The organism is Pedobacter sp. 01N310 (assembly GCF_056399805.1).
The window spans coordinates 556,142-574,986 of the sequence record NZ_JBFTSB010000002.1 but is presented as its reverse complement, the minus strand read 5'-3'; the positions used below and the strand labels follow the sequence as shown (position 1 = coordinate 574,986).

Here is an 18,845-nt window from a genome sequence, read left to right as displayed (position 1 = left end):
CTCCCGGATTATTAAATCGGGAGGCTTTTTTATGCTTTATTATTTAGTCGTAAAAGTTCCAGCTTACCCCAAATTTTAATAGGGCATCTTGCATGGGGTACCTGTTTACAGTGTAATAACCCGGCTGGAATAAACCCTGATTTACAAAATCATATTTAACAAAAATATTGGCCCTTTTTAAATTTGCTTTAAAAAAGACATCAATTACTGGTTTTGAAGCCAGGTTTGTTGGATTGCGCTCATCAATATAAAACTGCGCTGTTGCAGGTGAATATAAGTAGTTTGCATATTCAGAATTGTACCTTACATCAAATCCCACATTAGCCTTTAATACTTTAAAAAAAGTATTATCAAAATAAATACTGTTATAAGTATAAAGTTCAGGTGTTCTTAACACTGCATTTTTATCTGTTTTTTGATAAGCGATATAATTTTCCATCACAAACTTACCAAACCTCGATTTCTTTGATACATCCAACCTGATTAAGCTAATATCGGCAGAAGCCTGTTTTGGTAAAATGGCAGTTGTACCATCGGTATGGTCGGCGGCAAAATAAACATAGTTACTGGTTAAGAAATATTTGGCTCCGGCAGTAAAACCATACTTATCATTGATATAGTTAAATGATATATTGGCAATTTTAGTGTTCTTAAAATCGCTGTTTGTCCATTGGTAATGGTTGCCATGATAGTAATTAAAAATAGCCGCTGGCGATTGGTTTTGTACATAAGCACCCAACTCGATCCTTCCTATAGTTTTACCTAAAAGTATTTTACTTTTTGCCTCATATAAGTAATCGCCTGCATTTTCACCTTGCAAAATTTGCTGTACATCTAAATTGAAATCGATATTATTAGAGAACCGGTAGCCCGCTGCACCTAAAATGGTAATGTTTTGATAAGCAAACCTACTGCGCTCGTAATTGGTTGCATCTTGTTTTATACCAAGATATTCGTGTTTATAATAATCGTGTTTAATCCCCGCATCAACCTTCAGTTCATTTTTTATAACCGAACTATTTTTTGGTCTTAAAAAGAAACTATAAATAAATTCATTTTTGATATGTTTTACATGGGTCGAATCATTCGTAAATATTGTGCTCGCAATTCCAGGAGGCAGTACATGATTAACATCCGTTCCATTTTTGTAAAAATCGAAGCTGTCGTTATTATACTCAAACGTATACGAAACCTTGTTGGTTGGTAAAACAGCATTGTTAACATTTGCAGAGGTATCTATCCTTCCTACATAATAAGTTTGCTTTAAGAAAACGGTGTTTTTACGGTACAAATTTCTTGAGTCTGATAAATTTACCGGTTCTGCCTCTCTTGCAATTTTGGCATAATCAGGGTCGAATAAACCTGTAGCTACGGTAGAGCCATTCTCGTAGGCACGCATGGTATTAAAAATTGCCGATGCCCACATATTGTAACGTTTGCTTGGCGATTGATACCATGAAAATACGGCAACATTCAAATTATCGCCACGTTGTCTGGCGTAAAAGCCTCTGGAATCTCCACGGTTAAAATTAACCCCAACATTCCAGTTTTTTTTTATATTCTGTGTGTGGATGGCTCTAAAAAGCTGCTCTTTTTGTCCGGCACTAACAAAATACAAGCTGGTAAAAGGGGTTCTGGCCTGATAGTAAATAATATCTTCAGGCGTTAAAGCGTAATAATCAAGTGAATGAAATCCTGCGTCAAAGCCAATCCTTTTACTTGGCTCGTATAATAATGGCCTTGCTGCCAAGCCCATATTACCATTGTTTATGGTTGGGTGCAAGGGCTGTAAAAGCGGGCTGTAATTCTGGATATTGGTAGTTGAGGTATCTAAAGGCAGCAACACAATACTGTCTTTAGTTAATGACAGCTTGGTAAACCTGATATATTTTGCGGTAAAAACGACAGAATCCTTCCCCGAGTCTAGTTTCTTCCGAACAGAATCCAATTCTTTGTTGGTACCAACACTTGTTTTTAAATCTTGTGCAAAGGTTTTGTTAATGCCTAACAGCAGTAAGAGAAAAAAACAGATTTTAACGACTTTATGCATCTTATAGTTCAGAAATTAAGCGGGTTAAAATCTCCGTCATTTTAGGCTCGGCTTTGGCGGCTGCTGCTAAAATTTCTTCTAAATTAAAAGGTTGCAGATCTTCCGGAAAACCCTCATCCGTTAACACGGAGATGGCAAAAACAGGTAAACCAGCGTGATTGGCCACAATAACCTCAGGCACGGTACTCATACCAACGGCATCAGCGCCAATTAAACGCAGATATTTATACTCAGCTTTGGTTTCTAAATTCGGTCCGGAAACGGCAACGTATACCCCTTTATGACAGTTAATATCTACATCTTTAGCTATTTCCAGCGCTTTAGCTATGATATCGCGTTTATAGGGCTGGCTCATATCCGGGAAACGGGGCCCTAATTCACTTTCGATTAAACCACGCAATGGGTTATCAGGCTGCAGATTAATATGATCGTCTATAATCATTAAATCGCCCTTTTTAAACTCAGGATTTAACGAGCCCGCAGCATTAGATACAATTAAGTTTTCTATACCCAAACCTTTCATTACCCTAACCGGGAAGGTGATCTGTTGCATGCTGTAACCTTCATAATAATGTAGGCGCCCTTGCATGGCAATAATTTTCTTTCCGTTCAATGTTCCAAAAATCAGTTTCCCACTATGAAATTCTAAAGTAGAAATTGGAAAATTTGGAATATTAGAATACATCAATTGATGCTCAACTTCGATTTCTTTTACCAAGCCACCCAAGCCAGTACCTAAAATAATCCCTATTTCTGGCTTAAAGTTCTCTGTTTTACGTTTTATATATTCAACGGTTTCTTCTATTGCTCTTAACATAGTTTAAAATGAGTTCGTCAAAGGTAATCTTATCTTCTTCAAATAATTCAACCTCTATGGGTAAATAATATACAGGTAAATCTACCAGTAAATCTTCAAATCCGGTAGCTCTTAAACGCTTGCTATCCTTTTCTGTTGTGATAATGATTTTATCTTTTTTAGTCCCTGCCAAAAAAAACGATTTAAACTTCTTAATATCATCATTTTTAAAAGCATAATGATCCCGAAATTCTTCGTGTTTAATGGTTTTAGTATATTTTTCAAGCTCTTCTATTAATGGAGCTGGATTTGCAATTCCGGTGAGTAGGAAAATTTCGAAATCTCTAATCGACTCGAGCGTGCGATTTTCGTTACGGTATAAATGGATAAGATGGCCATACTTGAGATAAGAATGTAATACTGGTTGATTGGCATTTGGCTGCAGTTCATTTATAGCGGCTTGCTGGGCAACATGTAACAAAGGAACCGGTGATTTTGTGACCAATAATATATCGGCCCTTTTACGCGAGGAGAAAACATCTCTTAAATTTCCCGCCGGCAACAAAAACTGTAAAGTACCCAACTTTCTAAACTCGAAAAGCACAATATTAAAACCTGCCCTTACCGCGCGGTGCTGAAAGGCATCATCAAGGATTACTAAATCATGATTCTCTTTTAATTGCTTAATCCCATTTACACGGTCTTCGCAAACAGCAACGGTAATACCTGTAAATTTTTGATGGTACTGTAATGGCTCATCTCCTATCGTTTCGGCCGTCGCAGCGCCATCGGCAACAATAAAACCTTTCGTTTTCCGGCCATATCCCCTACTTAGTATGGCGATTTTATAACCAGCCAGCAACTTCACTAAATATTCTGTTGTTGGTGTTTTGCCTGATCCGCCAACGGCTAAATTGCCTACACAGATTACCGGCAAATCGAACTTTACAGATCGCATCAATCCCCAATCATAAAGTTTTTTACGGAGAAGAATAGCCATTCCATAAATGATCGAAAAAGGAAGCAGTAAAAGGCGTAGATAGTTCAGTAGCATATCGTGGTTTCAAAAATACTGATTATTTAAAAAAGAAAGGCATGGCCCAGTTAAGCAACCGTTAACTAGATGAATGGTTTGTCAGAATTTATGTTAATGAGCATAATTGCAAACTAGAAAGCTAAATTTTTAAAGATTTTTTAGAAAAGCAGTGTCAGTACTATAATTAATGATAGTCGGGCTTTCCGCTAAACCTTTTGGTTTGAAGAAAAACAAAAGTGTATCACTGCAATCCCGTTTAATTAGAAGCAACCGTGCTACTATTAAAGGTTTTGAACCTTCTAAAAGAAACAATCATCGTTTACAAAGGATAAATCGCATAACTATTTCAACACTTGTTTGGACAAGAGCATTTATAGTCAGTTAACCAATTAGCAAAAGTTATTCGACCATATTTTATCTTTTTTTATTATCATTGTTATCTACCAAAACATATTTTAATGTCTCCGAACAAAAGATTAGTAGTGGGCCAAGGCCAGATTAGTGGATATATTTCTATTTTTTTAGCCGTATTGGCCTTATTTGGCATTCTCTGTTTTCATTATCCAGAAAAGTTAACCACGCCCGAATTCCGCGAAATTTACACAAAAAACAGTATGGAAGCCCTAATGCTTGGAGGCGTTATTGCAGCATTCTTCTTTTCACTGTTAAGTTTAATCCTCAGTAAAAAACTAAAATGGGCCTGGCCAGGCTTTGCACTCGGTGCTTTAGCTGTAATATTGGGTGCTTTGAGTGTAGAAGGTAGAGATGTAGCCAAATCGGGCTGGCATTTTGGCCTTGATTGGATGATTTTAGATCTTCTATTAATGGTTGCCATTTTTGTCCCTTTAGAATTGTTTTTTCCAAAAAATAATGAGCAAACCAAATTCCATGAAGAATGGCGTACCGATTTAACCTATTTTGTAATCAGTCACCTATTTATTCAGTTTTTTGGCATTGTAACCCAAAAACCTGCCGTATTATTTTTCGGTTGGATAGGTTTAGATAAATTGCACACCTGGGTACAGGGTCTCCCATTTATAGTGGCCTTGTTTTTGGCTTTTTTCAGTACCGATTTGTTTCAATACTGGGCACATCGTTTTTTCCATACCCGGGTATCCTTATGGCGTTTCCATTCCATACACCATTCAACACAAAATATGGATTGGCTGGCTGGAAGCCGTACCCATTTTATTGATATATTTTTCACCAGGGCAATGACTTTTATCCCACTTTATGTTTTGGGCTTTTCATCTACCGTTTTCAATGTGTACATTATATTTATTGCGATACATGCGGTACTCATCCATGCCAACACCAGGATTAATTTTGGTCCGTTAAAATACATTTTTACTACGCCCCAATATCACCATTGGCACCATTGCGAAGACCCTAAATATTATGGCCATAACTTCGCCTCTATATTTCCCTTTATTGATATGATGTTTGGCACCTATTATTTACCTGGCAAAGAATGGCCCGCCGGAACAGGTGTACATGAAGCTTCATATCCGAAAGGTTTTGTTAAACAATCCATTTATCCATTTACAAAAAGCCCTTTTGATACCGATTTAAATATGGAAGAAAGAAGCGATAGATAAATGAGGCTGTATCCATAAGTTCTGATTCCATTCGACCTTGTCACGTTGAGCTTGTCGAAATGCTTTGAAGGGCATTTAAATAGGTCCTTCGACAGGCTCAGGATGACAATTCTATATTTATGATACAACCTCATTTTGTCGTTTTAAACGATGGAATCGTATAACTATTTCTGTGCTCGTTTGGAAACGAGCGCAAACGAAACTGTCAGATGGTAACATCTGACAGCACCTTGTTCGGACAGCACATTGCCCCCCAACTCGGTGCCCTCTTTGTTTTTCTCTCCATGATCTCAGTGGTTAAAGAAGCTTAAATGGAACAAACCCGAATTTTAAATGTTATCTTAGATTTCCATCTTATCATATGCGGGCCGAAACAGAAATTTTAATTATTGGTGGTGGATTGGCAGGTTTAACAGCTGCACTTCACTTGAATAAGGCGGGTTTAAATGTTACGTTGATCGAAAAAGACACCTATCCTCACCATAAAGTTTGCGGCGAATATATTTCGAATGAGGTGCTCCCTTATTTTGAATGGCTCGGTCTGGATATTGAAAATCTGGCACCCACATTAATAAGCGAACTGCTTTTCACTTCCCTTTCTGGCAAAAGCATAAAAACTAAATTACCCCTTGGCGGCTTTGGTTTAAGCAGATACACCATCGATCATTATCTCTATACCGAACTGATCAGGAGAAAAATAAACGTAATTCATGATCGCGTTTTACAGATTAACTTTGCCAATAATCAGTTTACAGTAACAACCACAAACCACGCTTTTGTTGCAGCTTACGTTATTGGCGCTTATGGAAAAAGGTCAGCAATTGATGTTAAGCTAAACCGGAATTTCATCAATAAACAATCACCATACCTGGCAGTTAAAGCCCATTACAAAGCCGATTTTCCCAATAACCTGGTAAGCCTTCATAATTTTGAAGGTGGCTATTGTGGCGTTTCGAAGGTTGAAAATGACCGATTGAATATCTGTTACCTAGCTAACTATGAGCGTTTCAAAAAACACAAAAACCTGCTTGCCTTCCAGGAAAACGCACTCTATAAAAATAGACATTTGAAAACTATTTTCGAAAATGCTACCTGTTTATTCGATGCACCATTAACCATCAGTCAGATTTCTTTCGAAACTAAAGAACCTGTGTATAACCATATTTTAATGATTGGCGATACTGCCGGATTAATTCATCCACTTTGTGGCAATGGCATGGCCATGGCCATCCACAGTGCCAAAATTGTTTCAGAACTTTTGCATCAAAGAATGGAGGGAAAAATTAATTCGCGTGCAGCATTGGAAAAAACTTATACTTTACACTGGAACAAGGAATTCAAAAGCCGCTTAAAAGTGGGCAGCGTATTATCGTCTTTGCTTAGGAACAATAAATTCGAAAGTTTGGCCATGAGTGCGTTGACTAAAATGCCCTTTCTTCTCCATAAAATAATTAAACAGACACATGGTAAACCGATCAAGATTTTATAATAAATGCCAGTAGATACCACATATAGAAGCACAGCACCGGAGATTATGGATGACTTTGCTATGGAAGGTGAGATATTACGCGATGCACTGGATAAAATAGCCAGCATCAATCAGCTCCTTGGTGGTAATAAAGTTACACTAGAAGGAGTTAAGAGCTTAATCACCAGCAAACCAAAGGACGAGGTTATTCGTATTACTGATATTGGTTGTGGAAATGGAGATATGTTGCGCACTTTGGCAGATTATGCAAATAAACAAGGTTTACATTTTATTTTAAAAGGGATAGATGGCAATAGATACACTATAAATCATGCGCAAAGTTTATCTAAAAACTACCCGAATATCACCTACACCTGCTGCGATATTTTTGATGATTTAAGTAAAACAGAGCCTTGCGATATTATGCTCTGCACCCTAACACTACATCATTTTAAAGATGAAGAGATTATTGATTTATTGGAAAATTTTAAAAGATCGGCCAAAATGGGCATTGTGATCAACGACCTGCAAAGAAGTGCACTAGCATATTACCTGTTTAAGGCTTTGTGTTATGTGTTCCGTTTAAATGATATGTCGAGAGAAGATGGACTGGTATCAATTCTGCGCGGGTTTAAAAGAGCAGATTTGCTTCAATACACCAAACAATTAAAGCTAAAATCGAGTTCAATAAAATGGAAATGGGCTTTCCGCTATCAATGGATAATTAAAACAATATGAGCGTAACCGTAAAAGCTGTAAGTAAAGCCTTACCCGAATTTTGGAGGTCAACCGCTGAAATTTTAACATTTTTAGATATTTGGCTAAAAGATCAGGATGATCGCTTTATCCGAAAGGTAAAAAAGATTTTTGAAAGCGCCGCGGTAGATAAAAGATACTCGATCATGTCGCCCGAAGCGGTTTTTAGTGATTTAAGTTTTGAGGAGCGAAACAACATTTATGTAAGAGAAGGGATAAAGCTGGGTGCCAAATGTTTGGAAACCGCACTCGAAAAAGCCAACTGGCAGGCTCAGGATTTAGACTACATCATTACGGTGAGCTGCACCGGTATCATGATCCCTTCTTTAGATGCTTATCTGATCAACTTACTTAAACTCCGCCAGGATATCGTGCGCCTGCCGGTTACTGAAATGGGCTGTGCCGCTGGTGTATCAGGCATGATTTATGCTAAGAATTTCCTGAAAGCAAATCCCGGTAAACGGGCCGCAGTTGTTGCGGTAGAATCACCAACGGCAACTTTTCAATTAAATGATTTTTCGATGGCCAACATTGTAAGTGCAGCAATATTTGGCGATGGTGCCGCCTGTGTACTGTTAAGTTCGAATGAAGAAGATAGTGGCCCAGAAATTTTAGCTGAAGAAATGTACCATTTTTATGATGCAGAGGAGATGATGGGATTTAAACTTACCAATACCGGACTCCAAATGGTACTGGATGTAGCAGTTCCAGAAACCATTGCCAATCATTTCCCAGATATTATTCATCCTTTTCTTTCCAAAAATGGCCTCGATATTAATAATATAAACCATTTAATCTTTCATCCGGGTGGAAAAAAGATTATCCAGATTGTTGAAGAATTATTTGGCCGGCTTGGCAAAAATATAGACGAAACGAAAGAAGTTTTAAGGCTTTATGGAAACATGAGCAGCGCAACAGTTCTCTATGTTTTAGAACGGATTATGGATAAAAAGCCAATGCCTGGGGAAAAAGGACTGATGTTAAGTTTTGGTCCTGGATTTTCGGCACAGCGCATACTTTTACAATGGTAATCCTTCAACTAATCACTAATGAAAAAAGAGATCCTAGCTAAACTCCCTTACGGCAAATCTTTTCTATTTGTTGATGAGTTGCTGCATGTTGACGAAAACGGCGTAATCGGGACATATACCTATCCTGAAAACCTTCCATTTTATGAGGGGCATTTTAAAGACCATCCGGTAACGCCGGCAGTGATCCTCACCGAAACCATGGCGCAGATTGGATTGGTCTGTTTAGGCATTTACCTTTTAAAAGAAATTGATCAAAATATATCCATCGCCATGACGTCAAACACTATTGACTTTCTAAAACCGGTTTACCCTGGTGAGCAGGTTACGGTAACGAGTGAGAAAATTTATTTTAGGTTTAATAAACTGAGTTGCAAAGTAAAAATGGAAAATGCAGCAGGCGAAATGATTTGCAAAGGCAGCATTTCGGGCATGTTAATATCAAAAAAAAATGGGTAACAGAGTCGTAATTACCGGTTTAGGCGTATGCGCACCCAATGGCACTACCATTGATGAGTTTTCGGATGCCATAAAAAAAGGGCTTTCTGGCATCCGCCATCAGCCCGATCTGGAAGCCTTAAACTTCTCTTGTCAGATAGCAGGCAAGCCAGTACTTAGCGAAGAGCGGATCAGCCAATATTTTACGCCTCTTGAATTACGAAACCTAAACAGTTCAGGAATTATATATGGTGTTATTGCTGGTTTGGATGCCTGGAAAGATGCGGGCTTAACCATCGAAAACAATGAAGAGCCCGACTGGGATAGCGGTACTATTTTCGGAGCAGGCACTTCGGGTATAGATAAATTCAGATGGGCAATTAATAAAATAGATGCGCTTGAAATCAAAAAACTGGGAAGTTCTGTAGTGATACAAACCATGGCCAGCGGCGTAAGTGCATTTATCAGCGGCAAGCTCGGCTTAGGTAATCAGGTAAGCACCAACTCATCTGCCTGTGCAACAGGAGCAGAAAGTATATTGCTAGCTTACGAAAGAATTAAGACAGGTCAGGCTACAAGAATGTTAGCAGGAAGTACAAGCGATAGCGGCCCTTATATCTGGGGCGGTTTTGATGCCATGAAAGTTTGCACCTTTAAACACAATGATGAACCGGAAAAAGGTAGCCGCCCTATGAGCGAAACGGCAAGTGGCTTTGTACCTGGAAGCGGCGCAGGTGCTTTGGTATTAGAATCGCTCGAAAGTGCAATGGCTAGAAAAGCCAAGATATATGGCGAAGTGCTCGGCGGCCATGTCAATTCTGGCGGTCAGCGGGGCTCAGGTACTATGACTGCGCCAAATCCTACCGCTGTACAGCGATGTATCCAAACAGCATTAAAAAATGCGGGTATTGAAGCTCAGGAAATCGATGTGATTAATGGCCATCTTACCGCAACAACCAAAGATGCCCTGGAAATAGAAAACTGGAAAGCAGCACTACAACTACCTGCCGATGATTTTCCGTATATCAATTCTGTAAAAGGTATGATTGGCCACTGTATTGTAGCATCTGGGAGCATAGAATGCGTGGCCTCAATGCTTGAGCTTTCAGAAGGATTTATTTTTCCCAATATTAATTGCGAAGACCTAAGTCCCGAGATTACCGCTTTAATTGATGCGAAATGCATTCCACAAACTTTAATTCAACAACCAATTAATATCTTAGCTAAAGCCAGTTTTGGTTTTGGTGATATTAACGCCTGCATTATTTTTAAAAAATATACCCATGAATAAAGAAGAGATCATCGAAGCCTTAAAAACAATTGTTGAACCTTACAGCGAGGAGGTATCAGCCTTGGCACATATTGACGAAAACACCGATTTTATAAACGATTTAAAAATAAATTCGGCCAACCTGGTTGATATTGTTTTAGATATTGAAGAGAAATTCAATATCGAAATAGACAACGATTCGATGGCTAAAATGCTTACAGTAAAAGCGACCACCGAAATTATAGCTCAAAAACTGGAAGCGCATGCTGGGTAACGATATCGTTGATCTGGATCTGGCTAAAATCCAAAGTAACTGGAGGCGTAAAAATTATCTCGATAAAATTTTCACCGCCGAAGAACAGTTACTGATTTCATCAGCAAAAAGACCTGATGAAATGGTATGGCTGTTATGGAGTATGAAAGAATCGGCTTATAAAATTTATAACCGTAAAACCGGAATCAGAAATTTCGCCCCTAAAAGTTTAAACTGCATTATTTATCCAAACGCCGATCAGGTAAAAGGCACAGTAAGTATAGATAACGATACATATTTCACTAAAAGCGATATACAGCTACAATACATCCATACCATTGCTGCCCCTGTTTCTAGTGAGCTAGAAGAAATTAAAGTAACCATTTACGAATCACCAAATCATCCAGGTGATTATAAATGCACTAAACCAGGTTGTGTGAGTCACCATGGACAATATTTGGCTTTGGTGTATTAATTCCAGAGTTGACAACTTACTAGCAAGGAGGCAAGAAAAGTTGTCAACTCTTATAGAAAGAGGGTATCATTAAGCTCGTTAAGTCATCATCACCAAATTGCTGTTTCCATAAATTGGCGTAATGGCCATTTGCCATCATCATTTCTGTATGGCTTCCCTCTTCTACAACCTTTCCTTTATCTAATACAATAATCTGATCAGCTTTTCTAATCGTAGGTAACCGATGCGCAATGATGATGATTGTTTTCTTTTGCATCCTCAACAAGTCTATTGTTCGCTGCACATACTGCTCCGAAGCCGAATCCAGAGAAGAAGTGGCTTCATCCAGAATTAAAATTTCAGGATTGCGGTACAGTGCCCTTGCTATGGCGATCCTTTGTTTTTGCCCGCCTGATAAAGAGGCTCCGTTTTCACCTAAATATGTCTGAAAACCTTCTGGCAAAGCTTCAATAAAATTGATAATCCCCAGTTGTGTACAAATACTAATAATCTGTTGCATATTTGGTTCATAATCGCCAATGGCAATATTTTCGATTACATTTCCTGCAAAAAGGTCAATTTTTTGCGGCACAACGCTTAATAAATTTCTTAAAGAGGCATTGTTCAAATACTTAAGCGCATGATTACCAATAAAAATATTGCCCGATTGTATGGGATAAATATTTTGAAGTAACGACATTAAGGTAGACTTCCCAGATCCGCTCTCCCCTACAATTGCAGTAAAACTTCCAGCCTTAATTTTTAGGTTTAGATCTTCAAACACATTTACACGACTGCCATATCTAAAGGCTACATGTTCAAACCTGATATCGCCCATTAATTCTTTCGTAAGGAAAATACTCGATGAATTTTGTTCAATCTCCAGGTCCATAATTTCGAATAAACGATCAGAGGCGATTATGGCATCCTGGATAGATTTATTTGCTCCAATTAAGGAAGTAGCCGGGCCAGTAAAGTAACCAATAAGCGTATAGAAAGAAAATAATTCCCCAGGGGTAATTTCGCCATCTAAAACATAACCTGCACCCACCCAAAGCAAGATGATAGTGAGCATACGGGCAATAACCTCGGTTGATGTTCCAGAAAAAACTGAGTTTAATCCTGATTTATAAATTGTTCTGAGCAGGCCAATAAAATGAGTTTCTGTTTTTTCGTTGGTAAACCTTTCAAGGCCAAATCTTTTAATTGTGGCTACATTATTTAAGCCCTCAACCAATTGCGATTCCAACTTGGCCGATTCCTCCATCAACTTGCGCTGCATTTTCTTGTTCAGTTTATTGCTGATGAAATAAATCAATAAATACAATGGAATTACAGCCAACATCATTAAGGCGAGTTTCCAATAGTAACTGAACATTAAAATAAAAGAGAATACAACAATAAAGCCGTTTACAACCAGGTTAATGGAAACATCGTTTATAAAAGCCCTTATTTTAACGGCATCGTTTACCCTCGAGATAATTTCGCCCACCCGCATGGTATCGAAAAACTGCTGAGGCAGTTTTAAGAGGTGTTTGTAGTAGCCCAATATCAATCGGACATCTATCTGCTGGCCGGTGCGGATTGTAAAAATAGTTTTAGCCGTTCCAATAAATAATTGTAGCGCTAAAATGGCCACCATCATTAAGCTCATTAAATTAAGCAGGTTCCGATTACCTTCTACCAGAACATGGTCGGTTATTTTTTGAACAAAAACTGAGGTAGATAGTCCAAGAATGGTATAAATTAAAGCACCAAAAAGTGCCTGCGTTACAATACTTTTATGCGGTTTAATCAGGTTCCAAAAACGGCTTCTGGTATCAACCTTTTCATTGCCTTGCTTAAAACCCTCATCAGGTAACAACAGAACCAGTACACCTGTCCATTCACTTGTAAATTCGTCAATAGTTTTGCGGTGTATTTTCCCGTCACCCGGGTCCATTACTTCAATGTATTTATCGGTTACTTTATAAATAACTACATAATGCTGCAATTGCTTCTTTACCACCACATGCGCAATGGCTGGCAATGGAATTTTAGAAAGACTATCTAAATTACCCTTTACCCCTTTTGCTTCAAAACCCAGTTTGTTGGCCGCTTCTATCAAACCTAAAACATTGGTTCCTTTTTGATCGGTGCTGGCCAATTGGCGGATGCGCGCAACGGGCATCTTTAATTTATAAAATGCAGCTATAGATGCCAAACAAGCGGCGCCACAATCGGTAATATCGCGTTGTTTTATTAGTGTAGACATTAGAAGGAAGATGTGAGATTTGAGACTGGTGATGTGAGATTTGAAAATTTTCTGCTTTGGTCTTTTAGCTTTTAACTCCATTTGGATTTAACCAATCGTCAACTTTATCATAAAGCAATTGATACAAGTTTCGTTTTGCAATAGTAAAGTGCGCGTTAAAGGTCATCCCCTTTTTTACCTGCCCTTTATAACCGTTTTTTAACTTTAAATAATCCTTGTCTAATTTACACTTCACTTTAAAATAAGGGCTTTGGTTAATCAATATAATATCGTCAGAAATATCGGCTACTAAACCGGCAAGCAAACCCCATTGGTTATAGTTAAAAGCATCGATCTGAAACCTGACGGCTTGGCCAGCTTTAATTAAACCGATATCAGCAGGTTTAATATAACAGATGGCCAGCAAAGCACTATCTGGCGATATCTCGCCAATTTTCTGATTGGCGGTAATAAACGAACCCAATTGTAAACCTGATAGATTTTGCACCGTTCCGGATACCCCTGCGGTTAAATGATATAATTTCTCCTGCTCGGTTAGCTGGATTTTCTGACCATCAAGATCTTTTAATTCTTTTCTATATTGATTAGATTCTGTTTGCCATTGTGTTTTGTACTTTTTAGCCACCAGATTAAAATCAGAAAGTGCCTGATCGTAATTAAACTTATATTGCTCATACTCTGCTTCGGTAACAACCTTTTTGGTATACAATGTTTCATACCTTTTATAAATTTTGTAGGCCTGTTCGCGTGCATTTAGTGCATTCTGAATCTGCTCCGCATATTGTTGCCAGCTTGCCGCATACAGGCCGGTTTGCAATGCAGGTGTCCCTGCATTGCTTAAGTCGACCAGTTTTAAAACGAGGAGCGCATCATTTAATAAATTTTTTAATTCACCAGAACGATTATTCAAAATCAAATTTTGTGTTTCAGGTATAGTAGGGTCTATATTTAAAAGGAGTTGTCCTTTTTTTATTTTTTTGTTATCGGTTAAATTAATCAGGGTAATTTTCCCAGCCACAGGTGCCAGCAGTTCTGTTCTTTCGATATTACTCTGCAAAGAACCATTCCCCTTAACGCTTACTGTTGTATAAATAAAAGGTAGGGCAGCTAAAGCCGCAATAATGAATAGTATGGTGGCAGAATAAATAATTTGTGTCCGTACCTTGGTATGGTGTAAAAAAATGATGGAATTATCTTCAAAATTGGCGTCTTCTATAAAAGGCATAATCATCAATTGGCTGGTTAAGGCCAAGTTTGTAATTATTAAATTATACAAGAAAAAAGATACACGAAAAGGGGGATTGTAGGGATGAAACTGTTTTTAATCTTTAGAAAATAAAAAAACCGATAGATACATCAATATGCATTATCGGTTCTCGATATTTCAAGCGTACCTTGCTTTCTAGGAATTAATTTATTTCATATTTAATTAAACACAACTTGTTTTTGCTCAAATTGCAGTTTAGATTAATTTAAGGTGATTAACGTTATTTAGACAAATCAACACCTACATTTTTACCATCAGGGTTTCCATCATTTCTGCCAATTTTATATGCAACCACCATGGTACTAAATAATAGTAAAAACAAGATGAACTTAACCCAATTATTTTCAAGTATTTTCATAGTGATATTGTGGTCTGAGCATTACTTATTTCCTTCTTATGGAGATTTGAATCTTTAGCAACACTAAGTCCAAAAGATTCTATTATTTCACCTAAGACTAGAACAGATAAAATAATACCCCATATTGTAGATAGTGTTTTTATTTTTTTTCTGAATTGTTATTCATATTGCTTTAACGAAAGTTAATTGTAAGAATCTTTTTTATAGGTTCTTCCCTCAGATTTTATTCATAAGACTAGTTAAAGATCATTTTCATAACATAAAACTGCCTAGCTCTTTACCGAAAAATAACCAGCAAAAATTAAGACAGAGCGATAAGAAATAGTACAAACAAATAAAGTCTGTCTTCTTTTTTTATTGAGCAATCCAGTAATCCATAGTATTAAATTATATCAGTTATAGATTTATACCCAAAAATCAATGGGTAACTATATAAATTACCCATTGATTAATTAACCTTTACAGTAGGTATAAAAGTTATCTGGTACTCAAAAATCTATTATTGTTCAATTTACTTATTATGTAAAAAAGAATAATACATTTTTCTACCATAATCTTCACCTTTTTGCCATGTTGCGAAACAAATAAATGTAATTATTGCAACTACCAACAAAATCTTATATTCTGACTTATTATTGTATTTATTCATAAATATTTGATAAAATTTTTAAAAACAATTCTCTTTCAAATACTATCCATACAAATGCATCTTATATTATAGATAGTTTACTCGTAAATATACAGAATTAAGTGAAAACTTGCTTCAGTAAACGATTATTTGTGCTTTGTAGATTCATCCCAGTACCCATAAGCTACAGCTGCAATAAATATTAAAGGTACTAATCCAAATCCACCATTGATTTCGGATTGCTCTTCTGTTGTTAGTTCTACTATCATGATTATTAATGTAATTGATTATACAACGTTCTACCCATTTTCTCTCCAAGGAACCATGCTCCTCCACAAACTGCTACTCCCGCTGCTATAATTGCAGGAATAATGCCGCCATTAATTTTTTTCATTTCCTTAGCGCCCAATTCCTGAACGCCAAAATTTTCTAATGCTAAATTTTTCATTTCGTTTAATTTAAATTTTATTCCTTACTCGTTAAAGGCTTTTCAGGTTTTGCCTATGTTGGTCTAACATGAAACAAGTATCTAGTTTTAGAATTCATTAAGAAAAAAAGATACACCAAATGGTATTTCTTAAGGACGAAAAAACAGCACGTTAATACAATTAACGATATAAAAAAATCCTTAATCGAAAAGTTATACTAAAAGAACTAGCGATGGATTTAGTTCGATAGCTATAAGGGCTTTGGAATTGAGCGCCGAAGAATTTGCAAAAAAACCTATAAAATATCAGCACACATCAGTACTAAATATTTCATAGGTTAAATACCTTCGTACAATTCAGATCCTTTTGAACAGAGATAATATGTCTTATCTGTTATGAAGTAACTGATTATTTAACAAAATCGTTTATTTCTGCAAACATCCCATTTAAAAATTCGACTCTATATCATAAAGAAATATAAATAAGAGCAAGAGTATAAAAATGGTATTGATTAAATTTTCATTTCTCTTCGTTAACGAATTTTCTATATTTTTCTATTTTATCATTCTATTAAAAACCGAGTTGTAAATTCATTTTAAATTTACAACTCGGTTTAATAAATTATAAATTATGTGCAATTAAATAAATTGTACTAGCTCCTCCAGTTAGGAAATGTGCCATTGTCCATACATATGATCTACCAATTAACTCTGCAGCGTCGCCTTTATCTCCACCATTAATATTTGTTAGCTCATGGTTTTCCAAAATAGACAGTCCCATAGAGTCGATTTGATTATTTTGTAAATTTTTCATTTCTTTTATCTTCTAATTAAAATCCTGTAATCCTTTTTTTACCCCTTCAATAAATCTTTCCCTATTATCATATAAATAAATTCCGTATCCAACTAACCACCAATTTCCACCATCAATCTTATTGACTTCTTTAGCATCTAACTCCTGAACATCAAAGCTTTCTAATTCTAATTTTTTCATTTCGTTTAATTTAAATTTTTGTTTCCTACTCTTTTCAGGCTTTTCAGGTTCCGCCTATGTTGGTCTAACATGAAACAAGTATTGGATATTAAATTTCAATCAAAAAAAAAGATACACCAAAGGGTATTTCATAAGGACGAAAAGAGGTTATAACAGCTGAAATAGCCAATATTGAATGAAACTGACGCTACCCCAAATCTTACATTTCCTACACAAAATATAAGACAAATATGTATTTTAAAATAGTTTATCCTTTAAGTATAAATATCGACTATAATTGTAACTGAAAACTATGAAAAAAATTATCTTCTATTTATTGCTCTTATTTCCATTTTATAATTTACAAGCACAGAACTGTAATTGCGGTGATAATTTCAATTACTTAACAGAAAGGATTTCTAAAAATTATGTAGGTTATTCCGATAAAGTAACACCTGCAAATAGCCAGCAGTTTAAAAAATTTACTGATAGTCTGCAACAGGTAGCCAATCAATCCACACCTTATAAATGTTTAAGCTTATGCCGCGAATGGTTAAGTTTTTTCAAAGATAAACACATATCATTTGGGATGGATTTTGATAAATTGAATCCAGATTCCGTAAGAAAGTTTTTTGCTATGGAAGAAAAAACCAATTGGACGGAAAACGCATTTAAATCTTACCTCGTACAGAACAAAGAAATTCTCGATAGCATTGAAGGAATTTGGAGCGTTGGCATATATGAAGTTGGAATCATTAAAGATACCAAACCCAATGAGTTTATGGGGTTTATATTAAAGGCCGATTCCATAAGATGGATGCCACAACAGGTCAAATTTAGATTGGCAAAAAAGGACAATCAGTATCAAACTATTTTCTTCGCTGGTGGAGACCATTCGGAACAACACCCGGTATTATCAAAACATGGCGATATATTAAATTTTGGGATATTCGGTAAGTGGGTTAAAGCGCCCAAACCTTTTCTAGCTGCTTTGCCTGTAAAAGAAATTGATCTCTCACCAAAATTCCGGGTTTTGGACAATGAAACGGCCATCTTTGAAATGCCATCTTTCGGCAAATTAGATTATGTGGCCCCCACAGCTACACTTATTAAGAAGAATGAAAACATATTAAAAAACACCAAACATTTAATTGTCGATTTAAGAAATAACAGTGGTGGCTCTGTTTTGGTATACGAAAAGTTAATGCCATACCTCTATACCAACCCTATACTAAAAGAAGGAGGATATGTTTTAGCAACGCCAGACAACATTAAAGATAGTGGTTATGCTAAGGAATATCCCGAAACCCCTGACAGCATAAAGAATGTTTTCAAGAAATATCTGATCGAGTTAAAGGCTCATGAGGGAGAACTTTATAAGTTATATCCTATTGATACCATCAAATTCAAAACAGTTTATAAAAATCCAGAGCGCGTTTCATTTCTCTTTAATGCCGGTACAGGAAGTGCTGCCGAATTGTTTTTACTAGAAGCCAAACAAAGTAAAAAGGTAAAATTATATGGTGAACATTCGTCTGGTGCTGTAGATTATACTGAATTTGTAAAAGTAGAAATGCCATGTAAATTCTACACGCTTTATTACCCTACCTGTAAATCTTTAAGATTACCAGATTATCCTTTAGATAACATTGGGATTAAACCCGATGTAGAAATACCTGCCGATACCGCCGATTGGATTGATTTTGTAAAGAAGTATAAAACTAAATAACGATTCACTATTTAAACTATACAATCTATTGGTTTGGTACAGACAAACGGCTGTTTGGTGTA

General features: G+C 36.5%; 18 protein-coding genes. 9 read left to right on the top strand and 9 right to left on the bottom strand.

Translation table 11 applies throughout. The features are described from left to right. Positions 1–43: 43 nt before the first annotated feature. From AC1DNH_RS08025 to lpxK, 3 genes are read right to left on the bottom strand one after another with little or no spacing between them, the layout of a single operon-like run. Positions 44–2,050 (bottom strand): putative porin, encoded by a 2,007-nt coding sequence (locus tag AC1DNH_RS08025; RefSeq protein ID WP_477578393.1) that lies wholly within the window; start codon positions 2,048–2,050, stop codon positions 44–46. Position 2,051: 1 nt separating this feature from the next. Continuing rightward, the gene (locus AC1DNH_RS08020) at positions 2,052–2,867 is read right to left on the bottom strand and encodes a purine-nucleoside phosphorylase (protein ID WP_029275454.1); all 816 of its coding nucleotides are present in this window, start codon (positions 2,865–2,867) and stop codon (positions 2,052–2,054) included. Further along, complete coding sequence (lpxK, locus tag AC1DNH_RS08015) at positions 2,839–3,900, bottom strand: tetraacyldisaccharide 4'-kinase (protein ID WP_477607662.1); 1,062 nt, start codon at positions 3,898–3,900, stop codon at positions 2,839–2,841. Before lpxK ends, AC1DNH_RS08020 begins: the two co-directional genes overlap by 29 nt. 440 nt (positions 3,901–4,340) lie before the next feature. Between lpxK and AC1DNH_RS08010 the strand changes: the two genes are divergently transcribed. The 8 genes from AC1DNH_RS08010 (at position 4,341) to AC1DNH_RS07975 (ending at position 11,168) form a co-directional block, all read left to right on the top strand. Further along, a complete protein-coding gene (locus tag AC1DNH_RS08010; RefSeq protein WP_215125443.1) occupies positions 4,341–5,480 on the top strand; it encodes a sterol desaturase family protein in 1,140 nt (379 codons plus the stop codon). 361 nt (positions 5,481–5,841) lie between these two features. Next, positions 5,842–6,969: an NAD(P)/FAD-dependent oxidoreductase gene (locus AC1DNH_RS08005; protein ID WP_477578396.1), complete on the top strand. Its 1,128-nt coding sequence runs from the start codon at positions 5,842–5,844 to the stop codon at positions 6,967–6,969. 3 nt (positions 6,970–6,972) lie between these two features. Continuing rightward, complete coding sequence (locus tag AC1DNH_RS08000; RefSeq protein ID WP_477578397.1) at positions 6,973–7,686, top strand: methyltransferase domain-containing protein; 714 nt, start codon at positions 6,973–6,975, stop codon at positions 7,684–7,686. Further along, a complete protein-coding gene (locus AC1DNH_RS07995) occupies positions 7,683–8,735 on the top strand; it encodes a type III polyketide synthase (protein WP_477578398.1) in 1,053 nt (350 codons plus the stop codon). Before AC1DNH_RS08000 ends, AC1DNH_RS07995 begins: the two co-directional genes overlap by 4 nt. An 18-nt stretch (positions 8,736–8,753) precedes the next feature. Continuing rightward, the gene (locus AC1DNH_RS07990; RefSeq protein ID WP_477578400.1) at positions 8,754–9,191 is read left to right on the top strand and encodes a 3-hydroxyacyl-ACP dehydratase FabZ family protein; all 438 of its coding nucleotides are present in this window, start codon (positions 8,754–8,756) and stop codon (positions 9,189–9,191) included. Further along, positions 9,184–10,461 carry a beta-ketoacyl-[acyl-carrier-protein] synthase family protein gene (locus AC1DNH_RS07985; protein ID WP_477578402.1) on the top strand — a complete coding sequence of 426 codons (1,278 nt, stop codon included), beginning with the start codon at positions 9,184–9,186 and terminating at the stop codon, positions 10,459–10,461. The genes AC1DNH_RS07990 and AC1DNH_RS07985 overlap by 8 nt, the downstream gene beginning before the upstream one ends. Next, positions 10,454–10,714, top strand: a complete 261-nt coding sequence (locus AC1DNH_RS07980; RefSeq protein ID WP_477578404.1) for an acyl carrier protein — start codon at positions 10,454–10,456, stop codon at positions 10,712–10,714. Before AC1DNH_RS07985 ends, AC1DNH_RS07980 begins: the two co-directional genes overlap by 8 nt. After that, on the top strand, positions 10,704–11,168 hold the full coding sequence (locus tag AC1DNH_RS07975) for a 4'-phosphopantetheinyl transferase family protein (protein ID WP_477578406.1): 465 nt from the start codon (positions 10,704–10,706) through the stop codon (positions 11,166–11,168). The genes AC1DNH_RS07980 and AC1DNH_RS07975 overlap by 11 nt, the downstream gene beginning before the upstream one ends. 43 nt (positions 11,169–11,211) lie before the next feature. On the opposite strand, the gene AC1DNH_RS07970 is transcribed toward AC1DNH_RS07975, so the two are convergent. From AC1DNH_RS07970 to AC1DNH_RS07945, 6 genes are all read right to left on the bottom strand, one after another. After that, a complete protein-coding gene (locus AC1DNH_RS07970; protein WP_477578408.1) occupies positions 11,212–13,401 on the bottom strand; it encodes a peptidase domain-containing ABC transporter in 2,190 nt (729 codons plus the stop codon). Between the two features lie 64 nt (positions 13,402–13,465). Next, positions 13,466–14,626: an HlyD family secretion protein gene (locus tag AC1DNH_RS07965; RefSeq protein WP_477625292.1), complete on the bottom strand. Its 1,161-nt coding sequence runs from the start codon at positions 14,624–14,626 to the stop codon at positions 13,466–13,468. Positions 14,627–15,800: 1,174 nt separating this feature from the next. Then, complete coding sequence (locus AC1DNH_RS07960; RefSeq protein ID WP_477578411.1) at positions 15,801–15,923, bottom strand: hypothetical protein; 123 nt, start codon at positions 15,921–15,923, stop codon at positions 15,801–15,803. A gap of 5 nt (positions 15,924–15,928) precedes the next feature. After that, positions 15,929–16,102, bottom strand: coding sequence for a class IIb bacteriocin, lactobin A/cerein 7B family (locus tag AC1DNH_RS07955; protein ID WP_477578413.1), 174 nt, complete (start codon positions 16,100–16,102; stop codon positions 15,929–15,931). A 601-nt stretch (positions 16,103–16,703) separates the two neighbouring features. Next, the gene (locus AC1DNH_RS07950) at positions 16,704–16,895 is read right to left on the bottom strand and encodes a hypothetical protein (RefSeq protein WP_477609529.1); all 192 of its coding nucleotides are present in this window, start codon (positions 16,893–16,895) and stop codon (positions 16,704–16,706) included. 12 nt (positions 16,896–16,907) lie between these two features. After that, the gene (locus AC1DNH_RS07945; RefSeq protein ID WP_477578417.1) at positions 16,908–17,075 is read right to left on the bottom strand and encodes a ComC/BlpC family leader-containing pheromone/bacteriocin; all 168 of its coding nucleotides are present in this window, start codon (positions 17,073–17,075) and stop codon (positions 16,908–16,910) included. Positions 17,076–17,367: 292 nt separating this feature from the next. Between AC1DNH_RS07945 and AC1DNH_RS07940 the strand changes: the two genes are divergently transcribed. Further along, entirely contained in the window at positions 17,368–18,783 is a 1,416-nt protein-coding gene (locus AC1DNH_RS07940) for a S41 family peptidase (RefSeq protein ID WP_477609527.1), read from the top strand. Positions 18,784–18,845 lie beyond the last annotated feature (62 nt).

Coding starts and splice junctions, on each gene's coding strand:
- AC1DNH_RS08025 (WP_477578393.1), bottom strand. CDS start 2,050: ATGCATAAAGTCGTTAAAATCTGTTTTTTTCTCTTACTGCTGTTAGGC.
- AC1DNH_RS08020 (WP_029275454.1), bottom strand. CDS start 2,867: ATGTTAAGAGCAATAGAAGAAACCGTTGAATATATAAAACGTAAAACA.
- lpxK (WP_477607662.1), bottom strand. CDS start 3,900: ATGCTACTGAACTATCTACGCCTTTTACTGCTTCCTTTTTCGATCATT.
- AC1DNH_RS08010 (WP_215125443.1), top strand. CDS start 4,341: ATGTCTCCGAACAAAAGATTAGTAGTGGGCCAAGGCCAGATTAGTGGA.
- AC1DNH_RS08005 (WP_477578396.1), top strand. CDS start 5,842: ATGCGGGCCGAAACAGAAATTTTAATTATTGGTGGTGGATTGGCAGGT.
- AC1DNH_RS08000 (WP_477578397.1), top strand. CDS start 6,973: ATGCCAGTAGATACCACATATAGAAGCACAGCACCGGAGATTATGGAT.
- AC1DNH_RS07995 (WP_477578398.1), top strand. CDS start 7,683: ATGAGCGTAACCGTAAAAGCTGTAAGTAAAGCCTTACCCGAATTTTGG.
- AC1DNH_RS07990 (WP_477578400.1), top strand. CDS start 8,754: ATGAAAAAAGAGATCCTAGCTAAACTCCCTTACGGCAAATCTTTTCTA.
- AC1DNH_RS07985 (WP_477578402.1), top strand. CDS start 9,184: ATGGGTAACAGAGTCGTAATTACCGGTTTAGGCGTATGCGCACCCAAT.
- AC1DNH_RS07980 (WP_477578404.1), top strand. CDS start 10,454: ATGAATAAAGAAGAGATCATCGAAGCCTTAAAAACAATTGTTGAACCT.
- AC1DNH_RS07975 (WP_477578406.1), top strand. CDS start 10,704: ATGCTGGGTAACGATATCGTTGATCTGGATCTGGCTAAAATCCAAAGT.
- AC1DNH_RS07970 (WP_477578408.1), bottom strand. CDS start 13,401: ATGTCTACACTAATAAAACAACGCGATATTACCGATTGTGGCGCCGCT.
- AC1DNH_RS07965 (WP_477625292.1), bottom strand. CDS start 14,626: ATGCCTTTTATAGAAGACGCCAATTTTGAAGATAATTCCATCATTTTT.
- AC1DNH_RS07960 (WP_477578411.1), bottom strand. CDS start 15,923: ATGATAGTAGAACTAACAACAGAAGAGCAATCCGAAATCAATGGTGGA.
- AC1DNH_RS07955 (WP_477578413.1), bottom strand. CDS start 16,102: ATGAAAAATTTAGCATTAGAAAATTTTGGCGTTCAGGAATTGGGCGCT.
- AC1DNH_RS07950 (WP_477609529.1), bottom strand. CDS start 16,895: ATGAAAAATTTACAAAATAATCAAATCGACTCTATGGGACTGTCTATT.
- AC1DNH_RS07945 (WP_477578417.1), bottom strand. CDS start 17,075: ATGAAAAAATTAGAATTAGAAAGCTTTGATGTTCAGGAGTTAGATGCT.
- AC1DNH_RS07940 (WP_477609527.1), top strand. CDS start 17,368: ATGAAAAAAATTATCTTCTATTTATTGCTCTTATTTCCATTTTATAAT.